Annotated in this window: 17 protein-coding genes; 13 read left to right on the forward strand and 4 right to left on the reverse strand. The window is 39.7% G+C overall.

Features of this window, described 5'->3' with window-relative positions; genetic code table 11:
• The first annotated feature begins 1 nt into the window (after position 1).
• From K8P02_RS06690 to K8P02_RS06725, 8 genes are all read left to right on the forward strand, one after another.
• On the forward strand, positions 2–1,975 hold the full coding sequence (locus K8P02_RS06690) for a discoidin domain-containing protein (RefSeq protein ID WP_025867291.1): 1,974 nt from the start codon (positions 2–4) through the stop codon (positions 1,973–1,975).
• Positions 1,976–2,154: 179 nt separating this feature from the next.
• Entirely contained in the window at positions 2,155–2,415 is a 261-nt protein-coding gene (locus tag K8P02_RS06695; RefSeq protein WP_195660340.1) for a hypothetical protein, read from the forward strand.
• Positions 2,416–2,575: 160 nt separating this feature from the next.
• A complete protein-coding gene (locus K8P02_RS06700; protein ID WP_007485807.1) occupies positions 2,576–3,046 on the forward strand; it encodes a hypothetical protein in 471 nt (156 codons plus the stop codon).
• Positions 3,047–3,191: 145 nt separating this feature from the next.
• Positions 3,192–3,614 carry a hypothetical protein gene (locus tag K8P02_RS06705; RefSeq protein ID WP_025867293.1) on the forward strand — a complete coding sequence of 141 codons (423 nt, stop codon included), beginning with the start codon at positions 3,192–3,194 and terminating at the stop codon, positions 3,612–3,614.
• Between the two features lie 70 nt (positions 3,615–3,684).
• Positions 3,685–4,041, forward strand: coding sequence for a hypothetical protein (locus tag K8P02_RS06710; RefSeq protein ID WP_147351268.1), 357 nt, complete (start codon positions 3,685–3,687; stop codon positions 4,039–4,041).
• 37 nt (positions 4,042–4,078) lie between these two features.
• Positions 4,079–6,700: a beta-galactosidase GalB gene (galB, locus tag K8P02_RS06715; RefSeq protein ID WP_025867294.1), complete on the forward strand. Its 2,622-nt coding sequence runs from the start codon at positions 4,079–4,081 to the stop codon at positions 6,698–6,700.
• Between the two features lie 7 nt (positions 6,701–6,707).
• The gene (locus tag K8P02_RS06720) at positions 6,708–7,907 is read left to right on the forward strand and encodes an alpha/beta hydrolase family protein (protein ID WP_025867295.1); all 1,200 of its coding nucleotides are present in this window, start codon (positions 6,708–6,710) and stop codon (positions 7,905–7,907) included.
• A gap of 724 nt (positions 7,908–8,631) precedes the next feature.
• Positions 8,632–8,895, forward strand: coding sequence for a hypothetical protein (locus tag K8P02_RS06725; RefSeq protein ID WP_223382155.1), 264 nt, complete (start codon positions 8,632–8,634; stop codon positions 8,893–8,895).
• 326 nt (positions 8,896–9,221) lie between these two features.
• On the opposite strand, the gene K8P02_RS06730 is transcribed toward K8P02_RS06725, so the two are convergent.
• Genes K8P02_RS06730 through K8P02_RS06745 form a run of 4 tightly spaced genes read right to left on the reverse strand, consistent with a single transcriptional unit; the run spans position 9,222 to position 16,494 of the window.
• Positions 9,222–9,953 carry a DUF4998 domain-containing protein gene (locus tag K8P02_RS06730; RefSeq protein ID WP_007485797.1) on the reverse strand — a complete coding sequence of 244 codons (732 nt, stop codon included), beginning with the start codon at positions 9,951–9,953 and terminating at the stop codon, positions 9,222–9,224.
• Positions 9,954–9,992: 39 nt separating this feature from the next.
• On the reverse strand, positions 9,993–11,285 hold the full coding sequence (locus K8P02_RS06735; RefSeq protein WP_025867296.1) for a DUF5000 domain-containing lipoprotein: 1,293 nt from the start codon (positions 11,283–11,285) through the stop codon (positions 9,993–9,995).
• A gap of 40 nt (positions 11,286–11,325) precedes the next feature.
• Positions 11,326–13,287: a RagB/SusD family nutrient uptake outer membrane protein gene (locus K8P02_RS06740; protein ID WP_002560079.1), complete on the reverse strand. Its 1,962-nt coding sequence runs from the start codon at positions 13,285–13,287 to the stop codon at positions 11,326–11,328.
• A 21-nt stretch (positions 13,288–13,308) separates the two neighbouring features.
• Positions 13,309–16,494, reverse strand: coding sequence for a SusC/RagA family TonB-linked outer membrane protein (locus tag K8P02_RS06745; protein WP_025867297.1), 3,186 nt, complete (start codon positions 16,492–16,494; stop codon positions 13,309–13,311).
• Between the two features lie 484 nt (positions 16,495–16,978).
• Here K8P02_RS06745 and K8P02_RS06750 point away from each other — a divergent pair, with 484 nt between their 5' ends.
• The 5 genes from K8P02_RS06750 (at position 16,979) to K8P02_RS06770 (ending at position 22,063) form a co-directional block, all read left to right on the forward strand.
• Complete coding sequence (locus K8P02_RS06750) at positions 16,979–18,766, forward strand: YncE family protein (RefSeq protein WP_025867298.1); 1,788 nt, start codon at positions 16,979–16,981, stop codon at positions 18,764–18,766.
• 2 nt (positions 18,767–18,768) lie between these two features.
• Entirely contained in the window at positions 18,769–19,932 is a 1,164-nt protein-coding gene (locus K8P02_RS06755; RefSeq protein ID WP_223382157.1) for a chorismate transformation enzyme, FkbO/Hyg5 family, read from the forward strand.
• Positions 19,933–20,025: 93 nt separating this feature from the next.
• Positions 20,026–20,706, forward strand: coding sequence for a cupin domain-containing protein (locus K8P02_RS06760; protein WP_122201599.1), 681 nt, complete (start codon positions 20,026–20,028; stop codon positions 20,704–20,706).
• 17 nt (positions 20,707–20,723) lie between these two features.
• The gene (locus K8P02_RS06765; protein ID WP_025867299.1) at positions 20,724–21,041 is read left to right on the forward strand and encodes a VOC family protein; all 318 of its coding nucleotides are present in this window, start codon (positions 20,724–20,726) and stop codon (positions 21,039–21,041) included.
• Between the two features lie 17 nt (positions 21,042–21,058).
• The gene (locus tag K8P02_RS06770; protein WP_025867300.1) at positions 21,059–22,063 is read left to right on the forward strand and encodes a dihydroxyacetone kinase subunit DhaK; all 1,005 of its coding nucleotides are present in this window, start codon (positions 21,059–21,061) and stop codon (positions 22,061–22,063) included.
• Position 22,064: the final 1 nt, after the last annotated feature.

Here is a 22,064-nt window from a genome sequence, read left to right on the forward strand (position 1 = left end):
TATGAAACGATTTGCAATTTCATTTATTTTCCTTTTAGGATTGACAATTTTTGTAGTACAAGGGCAGGCAGTGAATCTTGCTTTAAATAAAACATATTCAGCAAGTTCGATCTGGGGTAGTACATATACGGCCAAGAATGCTTTTGACGGAAATGCTGCGTCGCGTTGGTCGGCAGAGAAAGGTTCCATAAATAATCAGTGGGTACAAGTAGATTTCGGAACTTCTGTAGAATTTGACCGGGTAGTAATAAAAGAGTATGGTACTCGTGTGTCCAGTTACCAGATCCGGGTTTCCGATAACGGTGAAAAGTGGCTTATTGCTGCTCAGGGAACAATTATTGAGTCGGATGAAGTGTTAGAGTTATTGGCTCCCCAAAACAAACGCTATTTGCGACTTTATATTATTTCAGCCCTTTCAGAACCCAGTATTTATGAAATAGGTGTATTTAATAAGGTGGCAGAAGTATCTAAACCTATTTTAGGAGAGGGCATGTATTTTGAAGATCCCAGAGGGCCACTGACCAAATCAGAGGTGGATTATTTTAAGGCTTATGTTGCTAAAACAAACAAATTTCCATTACCGACTTCAAATATTGGAAATCAATTGGTTTATGGTAAACAAGGGATTGGTGCGGAAGGACTTGCTTGGATGTACAAGACAACAGGTGACAAAGAAATTTTGGATGTTTTCATAAGGCATTGCGATTATATGCTTAATTGTCGTAATGATCAGCAGGGAGGCGAAAAGCGTATTCTTTGGACCGGGCGTGTAGAAAAGTGTTGGCCTAATAAAGACAAAACAGAGGGAGAGCAATTGGAGAAGTATTCTGCTTCTGAAAATGGAGATATCTTAGGACATATTTACTTCTGTGCCTATTTGATTTTACTTAGTCCGGATTTACTGGATCAGCAAGCACCGGTAAGTGATAAGAAGAATTACATTGATTTTGGTACTACCTATCGGGATCGTGCCATGAAATATATTCAAATGTGTGATGAGGTGATGGATGAGTTTTATGTACCTCGTTTTGTCACTGATACCTATACGCTCAACTGGCCCAATTGTCCGGAATGGAACTGGTTAGGACAAGCCATTGGATATAGATTTCCTGTCAACCAGCAAGCGATGGCTCTGAATGCTTTCCATAAAGCATTGGAATGTTATGCTGTGTTAGGTATCAATCCCGAGAAACAAGCTCTTTATAAGAAGGTGGTGCAGGTTTCTATAGATGGACAGGCTGAAACCTTAAAGCCTGTAAAGGTGACGGTAAACGGAGAGACCAAGAACTGTTATCTTTGGTATTATCATATGAATGGAGGAACTAAAGTAGAAGATTTCGATCATTCTTCCTATGCTATGTTGCAATATTATAAAGCTTACGAAAGTGATTTATTTGAAAATGTAACGCTTGACAAAATGCAGACATTTATTAATACGGTGAAATATATCATGTGGGATGAAACCACTCGTACGGTTTCCGATCACGTGAATGGTCAAGAGACAGCACTTAAAGATAGGAGAGACAATACTCTACCGGGATGGATACAGATGTCATACTTCGATCCGGAATTTTGGGAATATAACTTGAAAATGAGAGGAAACGTGACAGGCGAAGTAGGTCGTATGGGGCATTTTCTATATATGAAGAGCCGTCTTTTCGGCTATGCAGATGATTTGGATGCTCACCCCATCAACATTACCCGTTATGGAGGATATGACCCCACGGCCATTACACCATCAACTACTGTAGGAAAGGATAATATTCTTATTTCCGGTCCTGTTAAAGATATACTGAACATCGTAGTAGAACGGGAACTTAAAACTGTACGGATTGCTGATCTTAGTGGACGCATCATGTTAAATCAACCTTATGAGGAAAATATTTCCGTCTCTCATTTACCTGCCGGTATCTATGTTGTACTGATGGAGACGATAGATGGTCAAGGTTGTGTGGTGAAGATAGTAAAAGAATAATAACATTTTATCAATTTATATATTTCATGAAATTTGGTATTTATAGAAATTTGAAGTATTAATTGATAAAATATATGATGAGATGCAGATAAACGGAAGAATCCCTGTGATGTTATTATGCGTAATGGACAAAGAGTAATAAATGATACGATATGAATAGACATTGTTAAATGACCAATATGAAATACTTTATTTTATTACTATTGATGTGTTTTTCTCATTCAATACTGGGACAAACAAGTGAAAAAAATGACACTGCCTTACAAGGACGAACGGGAACTTTGTTGATTGTATTTCCACTTGTTACCGATATTCATTTGAAAAAGACCATATACCCTATTGTTTATCCTCTTTTAGTGATAAATAATGTGCCAATAAAAGATGAAAAAATGGTAGATTGTTTTCGTAATCATTTTGATAGAACGAAAATAAAAAGATAAAGAAAATTTCGAAAGTTGAAGCTGAGAAAAAAGGTATTCCTAATGTTCCGGAAGATGGAGCATTGTTAGTAACCACTAAGAAAGGATACTATTTTGATTTTTTTTGTGAATAAACAGGCTTTGTGCATTATTGAATTGATTTTTTAAACGCTGAAACAGTATGAAGAAATTATTTTTAATAGTATGTTTGGGAATGTTGGCATTTGCTTGTTCCTCTATTTATAAATACGCTTCTGATGGAGTGAATGAATCTGGACAAAGGTACGAATTACAAGTGCGTAGTTTTTCAGAAATACCCAAAAGTTTACTGGAAAATATGAACAAAATGGGAATGGATAGTGCTTTAGTACTCAATGAGTATGAGGGAAGATATTTAAATTTTATTTTTAAAGTAGATACGTTAGATTTTAATCTTGTTGGGAAAAAGGTTGGTTTTTCAGAAAGTAAAATAGAATATTTTAGAGACACTCGTAGGCGTTTTGACCATAACTACTCCACTTTGAGTAGTTTATATATTTTTGATGCTGCTCAAAGAGTAGAAAGTGGCGGTTATGATGCTGCTATTACTGATGGGGATATATTTGTAATACCAATAGAGAAAGTTGTTAAAAGATTAAAGAAGAAGCATTAGTGAAAAAGTATGAAATGATTGATGTTTCTTATATGATATGGAATTTTGATAATGATCTGTTGGCAACAATTGAATATTTTGAATGACTGTCAATTTTAGATGTTTTCCGAAGTATTGGTGTAATTAAACAAATAAAAATGTTCAAATGATAAGGATATGTTTTGTTCTATTCTTTTTAGTGGTTGGTGTTGCAAATAGCATATGCCAAAATAATAATAAGTTGCAAACTATTTCTCAGATTGCTTCTGATGACAGTATAGTAGTTTCAGCTATTGACGCTCTTCTTGTTTATCCATTAACAAGCGATAAAAGTATTGAAGAATATAAGAAAAGGGCCGGTGTAAATAATCATTTTATTTTCCCTTTATTGATTTTAAATGATATAATAATCAGGGAGGAGAAAAAAGTGAATTGCTTTAGAAACCGGTTTGATTTTACGAATATGAAAAATACAAAACTAATTTCAAAAGCAAAAGCAGAGAAAAAAGGGATTCCCAATGTGCCGAAAGATGGAGTATTGTTTGTAACTACTAAGAAAGGGTATTATTTTGATTTTTCTTGTGAATAAATAATACTTGCATGTACTGATGTTTTTTTATGAGATTTGGAATGATACACTTTTTCTTAAAGATAAAAATATGAAATTCCTAAAGGTTACTATATTGGCGTTTATAGTTGTAGCTTTTACTTCTTGTGATTGTTTACAACATATACAAGGTGTTGTGGTTGATTCTGAAACCCGATTGCCAATAAATAAGGTAATGGTAAAAAGAGTAATGGCAAAAGAAGACAGCAGAAACAGGGCTATATATACGGATAGTCTTGGAAATTTTGAAATTACCTCAATGACAGGTGGTATATTGGGTTGTCCTAAAATCTCACTCTCTCTTGAAAAAGAGGGATATAATAAAGTGAAAAAAAAATACAAGTGTTGCACAGGTAATGTCGTTATTGCTTTAAAAAGGCAAGCGGAAGGAAAAACGGAAAAACGTTAACTAATTAAACAGTATAAAACTATTTATATCATTAAAGATGAGAAAGGCATTCATATTTATTCTGTTGAGTATATATTTTCTCTCGTGGAGCAATGAAGTTGCTTCGCAAGAGCGTATAAACTTGAATAGAGACTGGCGATATCAGGAGAATGATCCGGACGGAACTGATAGTACCTTGCACTATTCACGTTTGAAACCCTATTTACTGCCTTGTGCCAATGATTTTATCAAATCGGGGCAGAAACATATTCGTCCGGCAGGAAACCCGGGAGGCGAGGTGGCTTACGTGAAACCGGATTTTGACGATAGTAGCTGGAGGCAGTTGAACCTTCCGCATGACTGGGCTATTGAAGGACCTTTCAATATAGATTATGTAGGAGCTACCGGTAAATTGCCTTATTGGGGAATACGCTGGTATCGTAAATCCTTTGAGTTGAGTCCCAAAGATACCGGAAAACAAATTTATCTGGATATAGATGGGGCGATGTCTTTCTCTTCTGTCTGGTGTAATGGGCAATTCGTCGGCGGATGGCCGTATGGTTATGCTTCTTACCGTCTTGATCTGACTCCTTATGTGAAAGCCGGAAAGAAAAATATGCTGGCTATCCGTTTGGATAATCCGGATGATGCTTCCCGCTGGTATCCGGGATCGGGAATCTACCGGAATGTATGGTTGGTGAAAACGTCTCCTGTACATGTAGCACAATGGGGTACATTTATCCGTAATAAAGAGATCTCTACTGATAAAGTCGTGATGGATATGACCCTCCAACTGGAAAATAATACGGGGAAGAGTGTGCAGGCAAGCGTGAAGACTGATATATATGAACAGGACGAGACAGGAAATCCTAAAGGCACTAAGGTGGCTTCCTGCCCTGCGATGAAAGTGAAAATAGAGCAACAAGCTACCACCGAGTTACAGTCGGGTTTTGTTGTGCCTAATCCTAAATTGTGGGAAATTGAATCTCCCGCCTGTTATGTGGCAGTGACCCGCATTGAAGTAGACGGTCGTGAGGTAGAACGTTATCAAACTCCTTTCGGCATACGTGAGATTGAATTTACTCACGATCAGGGATTTATGCTGAATGGCCGTAAAGTACCTATCAAAGGAGTTTGCATGCACCATGATCTCGGAGCATTGGGGGCAGCCTTCAATGAAGTGGCAGCCGAGCGCCAGTTGCGCATAATGAAAGAGATGGGAGCCAATGCAATTCGTACTTCACATAATCCACCTGCACCTGAATTGGTAGCTCTTTGTGACCGTATGGGCTTGATGATGCAATTGGAGTTTGTGGATAGTTGGCATAAAGGGAAACGGAAAAATGATTATAATATCCTGTTTGATGATTGGAATGAAGCAGATATGCGTTCGTTGGTTCGTCATTACCGGAATCATCCGTCAGTGATCATGTGGAGTATCGGTAATGAGGTGCACGATCAGGTAACAGATCTGGGTATAGAGATTGCCCGTAATCTTACTGCTTACAGTCATGATGAAGATCCTACGCGTCCTACTTCTTTGGGATGCAACAAACGGGATGCGATTTATCGTGATATTGTCAATCAGGTGGATATATTCGGGCTGAATTATTATCATAAGACATATCCTTTGTTTAAAGAGCAGAATCCTACACGCCGCTATCACGCCAGCGAGACCTCTTCGGCTACCAGTTCCCGTGGAGAATATTTCTTCCCGGTGACGAAGAATGTGAACGACAGCCGTTCCGGTTTTCAACTCTCTTCTTATGATATGACAACTATCGGATGGGGATGCACGCCGGAAGAACAGTTCAAAATGAATGAGGCATATCCGTTTATGAGTGGAGAATTTGTGTGGACGGGATTCGATTATTTAGGAGAACCTACGCCTTATAACAAAGACTTGACCAATCTGCTGAATTTCTCTGATCCTGTAGAGTTGGAGGCGGCTAAAAAAGAGTTGGAAGAGTTAGGCAAAATAAAAACTCCATCCCGTAGCTCTTATTTTGGAATTGTGGATTTATGCGGATTCCCTAAAGACCGTTACTATAATTATCAGAGTTATTGGCGTAAAGAACTTCCGTTGGTTCACATTCTTCCGCATTGGAACTGGCCGGAGCGGGTAGGAGAGGTTACACCGGTTCATATTTATACTTCGGGTGACGAAGTGGAACTTTCCTTGAACGGGAAGTCGCAAGGCAGACGGAAGAAAGAGCATTCTTATGATCGTCTCACCTGGGATGACGTTCGGTATGAATCGGGAGAACTGAAGGCGATAGCTTATAAAGAGGGGAAACAGTGGGCGGAACAACAGGTAAAGACAACAGGCCAGCCTGCTGCGTTATCTGTCAATCCGGAGAAGAAGACTCTTCGAAATACTGGTACGGACCTGTCTTTTGTGCGTATTGATGTTGTAGATAAAGAAGGGTTGATCGTTCCCCGTACAAAGAACCTGTTAAAGTTCTCGGTTAGTGGTCCGGTTGAGATTGTAGCTACCGATAATGGTGATGCTACCAGTTTTGTTCCCTTCCAGTCTCATGAACGTGAGGCATACAATGGGCTTTGCCTGGTCATTCTTCGTTCTGTATCCGGTAAAACGGGTGAGGCTGTTCTGACGGTAGAGTCAGAGGGACTTCCAACGAAGAAGGTCAGTCTGCAAGTGGTGGCCGATGTTAAGTGAGTTGTGTATGGGAAGTATAATAAAGACAATAAGATTGCTGGCAGGCATGTGCTTGCTGGCAATCAGTGTATCTGCGCAAAATATTGATGTAAAGGGCACTCCGTGGGAAGGTGATGAGATTCTGAAGACTCCTGCTTATCGGGTAGTTGCCGAAGATTCCATCCGGTCCATTCAGTTTGAAGGGTTGTCGTATAAGGGGCATACGAAACAGGTTTTTGCTTTTTATGCTACACCCGGTATGTTGAAAGGCGATCGTTCTATAGACAAACAGCTCCCCGGTGTTGTATTGGTGCATGGTGGGGGTGGAAGAGCCTTTCGCGAATGGGTGTTACTATGGGCACGTCGTGGATATGCTGCCATAGCTATTGACACCCGCGGTAATGGAGCGAATAAGGAACATATTGAGAACGGTTTTGAAGAAAACGGTAAAGATACCCCTTATTTTGATGTGACATTACCATTGAAAGAACAGTGGATGTATCAGGCTGTAGGAGATGTAATACTATCTCATTCTTTGTTGCTTAGCTTTCCTGAAGTAGACAAGAAGCGTACGGCACTTACCGGTATCAGTTGGGGAGGAGTTCTGACCAGTGTTGCTACCTCATTAGATCATCGTTTTCGTGCGGCTGTTCCTGTTTACGGATGTGGCTTTCTTGCTGAAAGCGGACGGATGAAACAGCAGTTAGATAAGCTTTCTCTATTGGAACGTGAAACGTGGATAAAGCAATATGATCCTTCTGTCTATCTGTCGCGTGCCAAATGTCCAGTTCTCTTTTTGAATGGTACGAATGATGTACATTTCTATCTGCCGAGTATGACGCAGAGTGCTGTATTGGTTTCCAAGGGGCAGGTATTGATAAAGTATAAATTAAGGCATGGTCATGGTCATGGTTGGAATAACCAGGAAATCGGTACTTTTATAGATCATTATCTGTGTAATGGCCCTGCATTACCGAAAATAAAGTCATTGCGGTTACAGGATAATATACTTTCTGTAAAGGCTGTTTCATCATCACCTGTCCAAAAAGTAGTTCTCTATTATACTACAGATACAAATGTAGAGCAGGAGAAGTGTGAGTGGCATTTTGTAGAAGCTGTTCCTTCGGGTAAAGAGTGGAAAGTTGAATTACCTCAAAAGGTTGTTCGTTGGTTTGTAAATGTTACGGATAACTCTGGTAATCAATTATCCGGAGATTTGCAGGAATAGATAATGTTGATTTTTCATTACGCAGCATAGGGCTTTTCTTTTCCGTACAGTAACTCTTTGTAATATCTTATAGTTCTTTTGTTTATTTGTCGTAGAGAATCGCTCCGTTTCTCTACGACAAACAGAGTGTTCCTCCTAGAGGAACGGGATGATTCTCTACGAGGAAAAAAATAACAGATGTAATTGGTTGATATATAATGATTTATCGTGTAATGCCATTTGTCCTCTTTTTTTGTCTGTCATTTTCTTTTTTAAGTGTATTTGTGGTTTTTAAATGATTACAAACTTCAGTCGGATATACTAAAATTGTATTACAATAGGATAAAATATATTCATAAGCGACATATAAATACTTCTTTTTGTTGCAGTGCATTTTCTTTTCGTTACTTTTGCGGTTATACTCCCGAAGTATCGCTTTTAGAGTAATCAGTTTAAGTGTTTTTCGGAAAACAGCGAAACTTTCAAAAGACACATTTAAGCTGAATGGGGAGCTGTATGTTGTAAATCAACGATATACGCACCTTTTCAGTATATAGATGTGGTCTGGGTTGTTTGTTGTACCTTCGAAAAACTTATATATTGGAATTGGGTACGTTTTTGTACCCAATTTTAGTTGTACAATAATATAAAGAGTATGAGCATATTGAGGTACAGATTTTGTTTATCTGGTAGGCAGCAAGAGTCTGATACTGATTCTCCTTGTCCTTGCCTGATGAAAACGGATATGGAAGAATCTGAAAATATATATGATTTTTTGAAGGATTACTTTTGGGAAATAGAATCTGAAAAAGACTGGAGAAAGCTTTCTCTTTCAAACCTGAAATGTAGTCGTTGTTTGCTGTGTGCAGCACTGAAACTTGTAAAAAAGGAGAAAGATAAATACGGAAAAGAAAGTGTTGCCAGATTGGCTACTGCAAAATCCATTGTGTCAAAGAGGTACTTCAAGTATAAATTGCTAAAATGGTTTGTGTGGATGAAGAAATCATAATACCGGAGCCATGTGAAACCTTATTATTCTTTATGTAACGGATAAATACCTGTTTTTCCCGTTAACATCTTTAACGGACTATTTCAATATCTATTTTTGTGGATACAAAAGTATATACTTTTGGGGTATTAAAGTACGTACTTTTAGGGTATAAGAGTACGTATTTAACACAGACTTAAATACGTACTCTTGTAATATAAAGTATCGATGTTGATAATTGTTTGATATAGAATGATATAAATAGTGATATAATACAAAGAGGATACCCATCACGGGTACCCTCTTCTCTACATTATTCACCAAATAAATAGTGTGATTGACTTATTCTATTCTAAAACTAAATTCGGATCTGATAGAGTATACGTCTCATAACTGGTTATAAACTCATCAATACAGTTGGATTCCGGATGATATACCGTACGAAGTTGGATTTCCATTGTATCATCTCCTCCTTCGAGCATGATCGGATAAATCATGTTGTCGTTTTCATCACATAAGTCTGCAATGTTATATCTTAAATCTGTCACCTTTGTACCGTCTATTTTAGTATAGCATACTTCATAAGCTACAGCATTTTCATACCTCGTCTTTATTTTGAAACTATACTTATCAGGCATTTGATGATAAGTGAAATCAGTAGGGCTGGTATTAATAATTGCGTTCTGATAAGAATCTCCGTAGCTAATAGCTGTTACACTATATTTGATAGAGCGGAGATCATGTTCTGCATTATTGTTATAGAAGTTGAAACTGTAACTTCCTTCATCCAAACCTGTGATAATGAAACTACCCGGATTGTTCGGAGTTGTTTTATGTACTTCGTATTCACCGCTTTCCCTGTCCATATTCCACATAGCCGTAGTTGTTGCTACCTTTGGATCTGAAAGCCAATAGAGCACTTTTACTCTTTCTTTTCCGGGATAGATCTTCACAGAATCGAAGCGGGCCAGATAGATCGTTTCACCATCCGCCAAGTATTTATCATGCAAAGAGTTCATATCTGAGCAAGCGCATAAAGCGGATACAGCAGCGATCAGTATATAATTTATCTTTTTCATTCTTTTAATCGTTTAATAGTTACTTTTTTCTTTCCTTATTTACTCGGCAGGAGTTTCAGGTTCCGGTTCAGGTTCCGGTTCCGGGGTAGATTCTTTATTCGGGTCTTGTCCCCAGAATTCCAACTCGGAAATATGTATCATCTCAGTACCTCCCCAGGTTTTGTCAATCTGGAACATGAGATAACGTACTTCGTAGGCAGAACCATAAGTAAAGTCATAATCTTCACCTCCGGCACCTTTTTCGATATCTTCATCCGTACAACTCTTTTTACCTACCGGCAATCCTGATGGTTTAATTGATTCATATTCGCCCAGCAGTGTCCATGGATGTTCGCCTTCGTTGATCGGATTTACGCGTGCTTTATCATCAGGTGAACCGTATACTTTGAATATTCTTGGATTACCGTGATTGTAAACCCAGTCGGCAGTACCGCGCTGATAGAGTTTGAAACGGCTCAGACGGAAAGTACGTCCCATATCGAATGTGAAACATACCGGGAATGGGTATCCGGCAGGTGTATGGAAGAAATTACCGCTGCTGGTACCGTGCATTGTTTTACCATCCCATAATTTTTCGATAGGATACTTGCTACTATACTGTCTGTAAGGTATATCCGGGTCATCATTCCATTTTTTGAAATACTGTTGTGTTTCATCTTTCGGTTTGATAAATTCTTCGTAAAGAGGTACCAGAGTCACCGATTTAACATCTGTTTTGTTTCCCCAGCGGTCTCTAACTTGTACGTAGAAAGTATGGGACACAGCTTCATATCCGCGTATATATGCTGAACCGTCTTTGGAACTTGAGTAAAAATTGCCCACACTTTGCTGCACATCCGAACCTTCCATGATATCTTCCGATACCATTATCACGATATTTCCTCCTGTCGGGTTTTCCCAGCTAACTTGCATTCCACCGAAAGTTGGTATCAACTCCATTGAGTTTTCTACGTCATAAATAGCGGATTGTGCCGGGTTGACGGTAAATTCTACCGGAGTGGAGAAATTATGGCTACGGTCTACAGCATACAATGTCACCTTACGTGGTTCGGCTTTGGCGAAACCGTCTATTTTGATTTGGGTTCCGTACATAGACGATTTTACTATCATTTTTTCGCCAGTATCCAGTGTGTATTCGGCTTGTACATATAGTAAATCGCGATCATCCGGCAGTACATAACTCAATATGGCACCTCCCGATACTTGTTCCACCTGTTCCACATTGGTTATTGGTTTGGGTGGAATGTTATCCACCGGATATTGTCCGATGAATTCTTCCTGGCAGGAAAACAGAGCTCCTGCGGCGAGCAGTAATAAGAATATTTTTTTCATGATTACGTTTTGTTTTAATATTGTAAAAGATATAGGTTAATTACCAGCCCGGATTTTGCACCAAATTAGTGTTAATCATCATTTCACTTTCAGCAATAGGCCATAACATATCTCTCTGAGTGAACTTCGGTGAATAGTAAATTTTTATTTTATTGAAATCTTCTACAGTTTCTCCTTCTACATTCCAGCCACGAATCTTTTTATTGAATTGTTCGAAAATGTCGAATTTACTTTTCTTTGTACCGTTAGCCCAGCGGCGCAGATCATAGAAGTAATGACCTTCAAATGCAAGTTCGAGGATACGTTCTTGTTGAATGATATCACGCATACCATCTTTGGTCAGATATTTATCCGGGTTGATAGAATGATTTGCCCATGCTTCTTCAACGGGTGGAAGGAAGGCGCGTTCACGTACCAGGTTGATGTATTTGTATACCTCTTCATTAGGAGCGCTTAATGACTCATTCAATGCTTCTGCATAGAGCAGATAAAGGTCTGCCAGACGGATAATAGGGAAAGCATAGTTTGTTCCCTTAAACTCTGTCTTTGTATCTTCCGTAACATAAGTAGTATAAGGTGTCAACTTACGTATGAAGTATCCGGTTGTTGAATAGTATTGGTTACCATTACGTCCGGCAGGATAGTTTGTCGGGTCACCGGCAAGCACCTTGACTGTTTGGGATTTAGATTCATCTGTTCTACCGGCTCCGAACCATACTGAACCGTCGAAAGCAACGTCACCATAGAAACGTGGCTCACGGTAAGTATTCAGGCGGGCTGTCGGGTAGTTCTTTTCAATGTATTTCTCCTGTACAGCGTCACCACGTGTTACTTCATAACGTGATTTGTACCATCCGTTTTCATTCCATGTCTTATCTTCTTCGATAGGTACACCGTTGGATGAATAGAAATTCTCAACAAATTCTAATGTTGGATTCCAGTGTGAATTCAAACGTGCCGTACGGCAATAAGCATTGAGTGCAGGCATCATGTTGAACTGATAATCTTTCGTACTCAGGTTGATTCTGTTTGACCAGATGTATTCTCCCTGATTGTTGGCATGATCTGTGATAAGCTGGCTGAAAGTTAAGATTTTGCGTGTATCTTCTGAAATTTTCAACGTACCCAGGTTCGTGTAATGGTAAAGTTCGTGATTTCCCTTATCACAATATTTGATTGCTTCTTTACATGCTTGGGCTGCACGAGTCCATTTTGCAGGGTCGTAAGTAGTAGGCCACAATGCTTTACCGTCTTTATCTTTGAATCCGGCATAGTTATTGTTGTTACCATTAAAGAAAGGACTGGCCATATGTACCAGGATTTTTGCTTTTAATGCGGCAGCGATAGGGCGGGTGATACGGCCATATTCAGTCATTGCCATTTCTATCTTATCCGGCAAATGAATTCCCGAGTCTTCTTCTTCGTCAAGATCGCTTCCGATACATTCGTCAAGTAGACTGATAATATATTCGATACAGTCATCCAGCGGTTCTCTCGGCAGACGTACTTCTTCCGGTTGACTGGTGATAGGAAGATTGTCACGTACTACAACGATAGGACCATACTTCTGTACCAGCATCCAGTGGTAATATGCTTTCAGGAATTTCACTTCGAGTACCCAACGAACTTTATCGTATTCTTCAAGATCGCGTACCTGATCTACATTTTCAAGGAAAATGTTACAATGGCGTATAGCCTGATAGAAATTGTTCCATGATCCCATACTGACAGAAGTGACACTATTTCCGTTTAATAATAGTTTCATACCATTAGTCTGAACATTATTATAAGCGGTTATTTCGTTACCATACATATAGACGTCATTTGTAGCAAACTGGCTTGGTATGTATGAGTAACATGTGGCCAAATATTTTTCTGCACTCACCTGATCACGGAATGCATATTCAATGGTTCCCAATTTGTCGGGCATGACATCAAGAAAATTGCAACTTGTAGTCAGCGCCATTGAGAGGGCCAATATAGATAAATATTTCTTTTTCATTTTGATCTGTTTATTGTATGATTAGAATGAGAAGTTAACACCAATATTATTTACGCGTTGGAGTGGATATTTAAATCCTTTATCCATACTTGTCATTTCAGGATCCCATGTGTCAAATTTACTGAAGCACAATAAATTAGTTCCGCTATAGTAAATACGGATGGTGTTCATATGGAGCTTCTTTAATATCTTTTTCGGGAGTGTATATCCAATTTCCACTGATTTCAAGCGAAGGAATGAACCGTCACGCATAAACCAGGTACTGGTCTGAGAGTTATTTGAAGATACAGTAGAAGACAAACGAGGCCAGAAAGCGTATACATCTTGATTACGTTCGCTCCAGTAACTGTCGGCAATAGCTTGCATTACTTGAGTTCCACTACCTGATCCGGTAAATGGATGCATTACATTATAGTCCATCCAGAATGATTCACGGGCAGAACCTTGGAAGAAACAAGAAATATCAAGACCTTTCCAACCATATGTCAAACCAAAACCATAAACAATTTCCGGGCTTTCGTCAGGATATCCCAAAGGTACTTTATCAAGAGCGGTAATTTGTCCGTCACCATTGATATCTACGTATTTGATGTCACCACCACGGCATTCTCCGAATTGAGTCGGGCTGTTGTAAACCTCATTATCATCGATGAAAAGACGTTCGGCTACATATCCCCATGTTTGTTTCAGTTTTTGATCGATACGTGATAACCACGGTGTTTTGCTGTAATCAGGTTCTTCGTATACTTTGTATTTACCTCCTGCCCAAGTCAGGTTGGCACGTGCCTGCATATAAGAACCATTTTTGAACGCATGATTATAGTCTAAAGAGATATCAATACCTTGGCTAATTGCTTCACCCAAATTGGATTTAATACTAGCCTGTAATCCCATAGAACCTGGGAGAGAAGCACGAGACATCAAGATATTATAACGGTAGTCGCGATAAACATCCACCTGCAATTCGAGGTCATTGAAAAGGCCGATTTCCACACCTAAATTGGTTTTACGTGAAGTTTCCCAGGTGATATCATCGTTGGCATAACGATTGATACTAACACCGTTTACAGAATGTAGACCGGTATAGTCATTTCCCCATGTATATCCATAGCTACCGTTGTTCAGATTAACTTCCGAGCGATAATAGAAACGGTCTTCTTTCGCACCGATCTGGTCATTTCCTACTAAACCGAAGGTTGCTTTCAGTTTCAGTTTGCTTACTACTTTCTTCAATGATTCCGGATAGAACGGCTCATTACTGATAATGTATCCTAAACCGGCTGAAGGGAAGAATCCGTAGCGTTCTTTCTCAGAAAAACGCTCAGAACCATTGTAACCGAAGTTACCTTCGAAGAAGTAACGGTCGTCAAAAGCATAAGTTACACGTCCTGAGAGACCCATATTACGGTAAGGAAGGGATAACTGTATGGTACTGGTTTTCTTAGAGTTCTTTTCATCACGCAAATAATATACCAACAAACCACTAATAGCATGCTTCTTATTGAAGGTGTGGTTATAAGTCAGTGTTCCCTGGAAATAAGTGGAGTTGATAACTTCTTTGTTTTCATTTCCAACAGACAGATAGTCTGTACCGGCAGAGGGATTAAGACAGGTCAGGAAGTAAGTATTCTGAGCCGGGTTGTAACCTCCTGCAGTGAAGTAGTAAGGCTTATATGTACGGTCAATACTGTAGTTGGTTTTTCGGTTGGTATTAAACATACCTCTCAGTTTCAGTCCTTTCAATATGAAACCTAAATCCTGCTCCAATTCCATTTGAGCAAAAATTGTAGAATTCTGTCTGTCCTGGTAACCTTTCATCAATTCAGCATAGGGATTGATAAAAGTATTTTCACTACCACCATAGAGAATGTATGGAGTTGTTTCGTTGGCTTTATCCGGTTGGTAATAAGCCGGATATTCTACCGGACTTGATTGAGAAATCATTTTGTACAGGTCACTTCCTGAATGTACCGGACCGGTATAATCGTCCATTGTAGCTTGCAAGCGTACTTTTACCAATGTTGATTTACTAACATTGATATCTACGTTACTACGAAGCAAATATTTGAATAGACTGATGTTATTGTCGAATCCGTTTGCTTTGGCATTTTTAAAGATACCGGCATCGTGTGACAGTGATCCGGCTACATAGTATCTGGCTACTTTACCACCACCGCTTAGATTCAGATTACCACGTAAGTTGGTTGTGTGGTTCTTCAGCAACATATCATACCAGTCAACCGCAGGGAACACATTGGGGTTCAAGCCGGCAATTGTATTGTCTATCTTCTGTTGGCTATAACGCGCAGGAGAAGACGGGTCACGTGTAGTGATAGCCTCGTTATACATATTCATATAAGTGATAGGATCCGTCCATTTCACCTCTTTTGTCGGAGCAGAAATAGAAGTTTCAAAACGGGCTGAAATCTTACTTGGACCTTCAGAACCTTGCTTTGTAGTTACCAGAATTACACCATTGGCACCACGTGCACCATAGAGAGCAGTGGCCGTAGCGTCTTTCATGATAGAGAAACTGGCAATGTCATCTACTTGCAGACGTGCTAAGTCTTCTGACTCCATTTCCACATCATCTACCAGGATAAGTGGAGACTTTGCATATCCGAAGGTTGTTACACCACGTACAAAGAAGTCTGCATTGTCTGCACCCGGTTCACCACTACGCTGGTAGGAGATAAGACCTGCTACACGTCCGGCAAGTGCTGTGGTAAGGTTACTTGTAGGTGCTTTCAACTCTGCTGGTTTGATAGTTGATACGGAGGCAAGCACACTTTCTTTCTTCTGCTTGGCAAAAGCAACAACTGTAACTTCATCCAGCTCGTCTACTTTCTGTTTTAGTATGATTCTAAGGTTATTCTTATCACCTACTGTGATTGTCTGAGGTTCCATACCCAAATACGTAATTTCGAGTTTGGCTCCTTTGGGTACATCAATTGAGAATGTACCATCCATATCTGTAGTTACTCCTCTTGGTGTACCTACTACCTGGATAGCAGCTCCGGGAACAGTTTCTCCGGTTTCGTCAATAATGGTACCTTTCAATGTAATGTTTCGGGATTGTGTGACGCCCGGAACGGATGGAGAGGTGGCAAAAGCGGTTACTCCATAATTTGGAAAGGAACCTAACATGCCCAACAATAGTAGCATTGCGCTACACCTTTTGGTTAGAAAAGGAAAATTGTTTTTCATCTTCTTTAATTAGATTAATTAATAAAAAGTATAATTTCACAAATGTTATCGATGTGTGCGTTAACACTTGGTTCTGCAAAGGTATGGAATTGTGAAAAGATGTTTTTATGTATTGTTTCAAATGTTGCTTGATTTGTCTCTAAATCGTTTTTGGGACGCTATTGATAGTAAAATGAGATAAAATTTCAAATGGACTGAGTTTTGGCTGGTAAATCGGAGGGTTGGATAGGTGAATATAGAAAACAGATCAAGATGAATATATTTATCCGTGTTTTATCATATTATAGTTATTGCTTTTTAAGAAATAAGTATCGCGTAGTATTCTTTCTCATCCTGAAAATATAGTTGTTAGCCCCGTCTCATATCCTGTTATATAAATATTTTCTATGATAGTTGATACGCTATTATAAGTCTATGAGATTATAGTGATAATGGTGATGGCTGTTAACGGCTAACTTTGTGGGTGAATAAAAAATAATCGACCATGAGAAAGCATACACATATTGGAATAAAGTCTTTTTCTGCACTATTGGCTTCTGCTGTTTTGTTGGGGTTTACTTTCCGTCAGCCGGTTCAATCAGAAGGAGATCCTTTGTTTATAACAGGGTTAACTCCGTATAAAGCAGGTGTCATTACATCGCAAAAAGGGACGAAACAATTAGTCCTTTATTCGTCTGACTGGAAGGAGAGTTTGCAAAAGTGGGATTTGGATGCCGTACCCAGTGGGGTAACTGTAGCTGGGGATAAAATCTATGCTACAGTTACTGGAGATAAGAATGGAGTGTATGTTCTTTCTGTAACGGGAGATTCAAAGGAATATATACCAACCGGTTCGGGGGCTTGTTTTCCTTTGGCAGATGAGAAAACAAATAAATTATATGTTTGTAATCAGTTCTCAACAACCGTTTCTGAAATCGATTTAGGGAGTAATAAAGTGATGCGTGAAGTAAAAGTACTTCGTGAGCCTAAATCATCTATACTTGATCCGAATGGAAAGTATTTGTTCGTTACCAATTATCTTCCTCAACAACGTGCCGATATAGATACGGTGGCAGCATGTGTTTCGGTCATTGATTTGAACAGTTTTCATAAGGTACGCGATATCCAGTTGGCTAACGGGAGTAATGCTCTACGTGGTATGACGCTTTCTCCCGATAGTCGTTATTTATTGATAACGCATAATCTGGGACGCTTTCAGGTGCCTACTTCACAGTTACAACAAGGTTGGATGAATACCAGTGCTATCAGTATTGTTAATCTGGAAAGTCTGAGATTTGAGGGTGCCGTATTGCTGGATGAACCCGAACGTGGTGCAGCTGGTATATGGGATGTGAAATGTGCGGATAATAAGATCGTTATCAGCCACTCCGGTACACATGATATTAGTGTGATTGATTATCCCGGTTTTATTCAGAAGTTTAATGCTTATCCGCAAAAAGATGCATTGACGTATGATCTTCGTTTTTTGTATGGTCTTCGGGATCGGATAGCATTGGCAGGGAACGGTCCGCGCAGTTTGATACTAAAAGATGGAAAGGCGATTGTCCCTACTTATTTTTCGGATACATTGAATATTGTTGATTTGAATACGCATCAGATAGATGCTGTGCCTTTGGTACAGAATCGGGTAGAGAGTCGTATACAACGTGGTGAGAAGTACTTTAATGATGCAGAGCACTGTTTTCAGAACTGGCAGTCGTGCAACGGATGTCATCCGGGAGATGCCCGTACAGATGGCATGAATTGGGATTTGATGAATGATGGTATCGGTAATCCGAAAAACTGCAAAAGCTTACTATTCTCGCATGTCACACCTCCTAATATGATTTCGGGTATCCGTGCTTCTGCTAATGTAGCTGTGCGTGCCGGGTATAAATTGATTCAGTTTACTGATCTTCCGAAAGATTTTGCAGATTGTGTAGATGAATATTTGATGGATCTTAAACCTGTTCCCAGCCCATATCTGGTGAATGGAGAACTTTCGGAGAAAGCACAGCGCGGTCGTAAGGTATATGAAAAACTAAAGTGTGACGAATGTCATTCGGGACCCTATTATACCGATATGAAAATGCATCGTATTGGAGAAGATGTTGAATTTGAAAATGGATGGGATACACCGACTCTTCGGGAAGTATGGCGTACGGCTCCTTACTTATTTGACGGAAGGGCTGCTACGATGAAAGATGTTTTTACGGTTCATAAGCATGGTATTGATAAAAAAGTATCTGATAAGGAAATAGATGAACTCGTAGAATATGTGAATTCTCTATAAAAATGAAAAATATGATATTGGAAGCAAATATAGAAATTGTCCATAGGCTTTATCAAACGGGAAAAGGGTCTTTTAAGGAAATGCTTTTTCAGTTGATGGCTTTGTATGAGGCAGTCTATACACCGGTACGCATTGTAGTATTCGGTGCACCCCAAAATAATGAAGAATACTGCGAACGTTTCAGTCAGATTCGTAATGTTATTGCTGAACGATTTGGAAACACGGCTCCTACAGTGAGTTATGTTGCCCAACCTCCATGTCCGCAAGGCCTCGTGATGGAAGTACATGAAGTGGTGTTGACGGATGCTGACCGTATCTGTTATAAAACATTGGATGATGTGCCTTATATTACGGTTGAGCGTGAAGGATGCAAGCGTCTGTTTATGAGTGGGATTATTGGTAATGTTCTTCAAGCTACTATTCGCAGGCAGGCGGATGATGTGTTCAGAACAATTTCTCATATAATGATTGCTGAGCAGATGCCGGTCTCTTCTATTGTGCGTCAATGGAATTACATTGAGAAGATAACAGATTGTGATGTCACGGGACATCAGCATTATCAGGACTTCAATGATGCCCGTTCTTTATTTTATCAGTCTGCACAGTGGTTAGACGGTTATCCGGCAGCTACTGGTATAGGTACCCAGTGGGGAGGAGTAATGATTGATATTGATGCTTTGTTTTGCCAGGATAAAACGGTTTGTGTGAAAGCGGTGGATAATCCGTTACAGGTCTCTGCTCATGCTTATTCACAAAATGTGTTGTTAGGTGAGAAGGATGAGAAGCTCAATAAGAAAACTACGCCAAAGTTTGAACGTGCCAAGGCTATATGGAAGAAAGATCATGGGTTTGTTTATATCTCCGGTACTGCTGCCATCCGAGGTGAACAAAGTCTGGAAGGAGTGGGGATTGAAGAACAAACACTTGCAACACTGGAGAATATAAAATATCTTGTTTCTGCCGAAAATCTTGGGGAATCGGGCATTCCAGTGACGAAAGATGCATCCTATATCTGCTTTCGTGTTTACGTCAAAAGATGGGAGGATATGGCGAAGGCCCGTGAGGTTATCACCCGTCAGTATCCTGATCTTCCGGCTGTATATACTCTTACGGATGTTTGTCGCTCTGAACTTCTGATTGAGATTGAAGGAATGGGGGTTATTTGAGAATGGAGAAGGGAGAGGGGAGAAAGAGGCTGCGCTATCATGTTGCACAGTTAATTTTCAACTTTCAATTAATTAAATAATTATATTAAAACGATGAAAACAACAAAAGTATTAATTGCGGCATTTATTGCCTGCTGTGGGGTAGGGATGACCTCTTGCTCTACAGAATCTAAAAAGACAGAATCAGTTATGACACAAGAAAAGACAACGTATCAGAAGAAGTTTACAAATGCTGACTTCTACAAAGATGGAAAGTTTGATCAGGAAGCTGCTAAGAAAGCATTTCTGGATATGTTTGAGTTTTATGACGTACCTTTCACTGCATTGATGGAAAAGGACATCTGGTTTACCGATTTCGGACTGGGTGACTTTGAGAATACAGGTATGGGGGGGATCTTCTGGATTAACGATGCCGAACATGGCTATTTTGCTCATAGTATTTACTTGTTGCCTGGGCAGATGATTCCGGAACATGCTCATGTAAAAACTTCATTTCCTGCCAAACATGAATCATGGATGGTAAACCATGGGTGGGTATATAATTTCTCTGAGGTAGGAGACGAAACTCCTAATCCGCCTGCTATTCCTGCCGGTCACGGTCCGGTTAAGAGTAAAAACTTTGTAGTACAGCAGGTAGGTGACGTTCTTCGTTTGAAAGAACCTGAGACTTTCCATTTTATGATGGCTGGTCCCGAAGGAGCTATTGTTGAAGAGTGGGCCTGCTACCATGATAACGATGGTTTGCGTTTCACAAATAAAAAAGCAGCTTTATAACTAATACCTAAGATACCATGAGAAAAATAAATCATATTGGAATACCTACTCAGACACCGCAACCGGGTGAATCTTATGCAGAAGGTTTGAAAGTGTGGCTGACTAACTTTAATGAAAGCCCTAATAAAATAGAATTTCTTCGTTTTGAAGAAGGAAGCTGGATGCCGGAACTGATTCAGAAAACGGCTCATATAGCCTATGAAGTAGATAATCTGGAAGAAGAATTAAAAGGTGCCAAAGTACTTGTTGAACCGATGCCGGGAGGTGAAAATCTTACCATTGCTTTTATTGAGGAAGAAGGTATTGCACTCGAACTTATGTATTTTGAAAAGTAACTCTTAAATTAAAAAATATGGATAAGTTTATAAATAACCCTGATAATCTCACAGAAGAGTTGTTGGAAGGCTATGTGATGGCTTACAGTGATCAGGTAGCTATTGGAGGTGAGAATATTATTGTGCGTGCCAATGCTAAACCGGAAGATAAGGTTGCTATTATCACGCTTGGAGGTTCGGGTCATGAACCTGCATTGAGTGGTTTTGTAGGTGAAGGTATGCTCGACTGCTCTGTGGTTGGAGATATTTTTGCAGCTCCGGGCGCACAACGCGTTTTTCAGGCTTTGCAAATGTTCAAACGCGAAGCGGGGATCTTGTTGGTAGTACTCAATCATTCCGGTGATATTATGAGTGCAAACATGGCTTGTCAGTTGGCTGAACGGGTGGGTATCAAAGTGAAGAGTATCATTACCCATGATGATATCAGTGCCGGGCTGGATGCTCCCGATGAAGATCGTCGCGGATTGGCAGGTTGTGTGCCTTTGATTAAAGTGGTTGGTGCCGCTGCCGAAGAAGGTAAATCTCTGGACGAGATACTTGAAATAGGTGAACGTATGAATGCGAAGATAGCCACGCTTGCTGTAGCAATGAAAGCATGTACGCATCCACAAAATGGTATGAGCATTTCCGATCTTCCGGACGGTATTATGGAGATTGGTATGGGACAACATGGCGAAGGTGGTGGTGGACGTAAACCATTGGTTTCTGCCGATGATACTGCCGAGGAAATGGTAGGTCTGCTAATGAAAAAATTACAGCCTAAACCTGGAGATAAGGCGTTGCTTATCATTAACGGCGTGGGGGCAACTACTCATATGGAGATGAGTATTGTTTACCGTAAGGCTCATTTTATATTAGAAAATAACGGTGTTGAAGTGGTGTCCGGACGTATTGGTGAATTACTGACAGTACAGGAACAGGCCGGTTTTCAAATGATTCTGGCATTGCTGGACAATGATCATGTAGATTATTTGAAGAACCATATGTCTAATGCACCTTACTGGACTACTTTAGGAAAATAAG

Source organism: Bacteroides nordii (genome assembly GCF_019930665.1).
GTDB lineage: Bacteria > Bacteroidota > Bacteroidia > Bacteroidales > Bacteroidaceae > Bacteroides > Bacteroides nordii.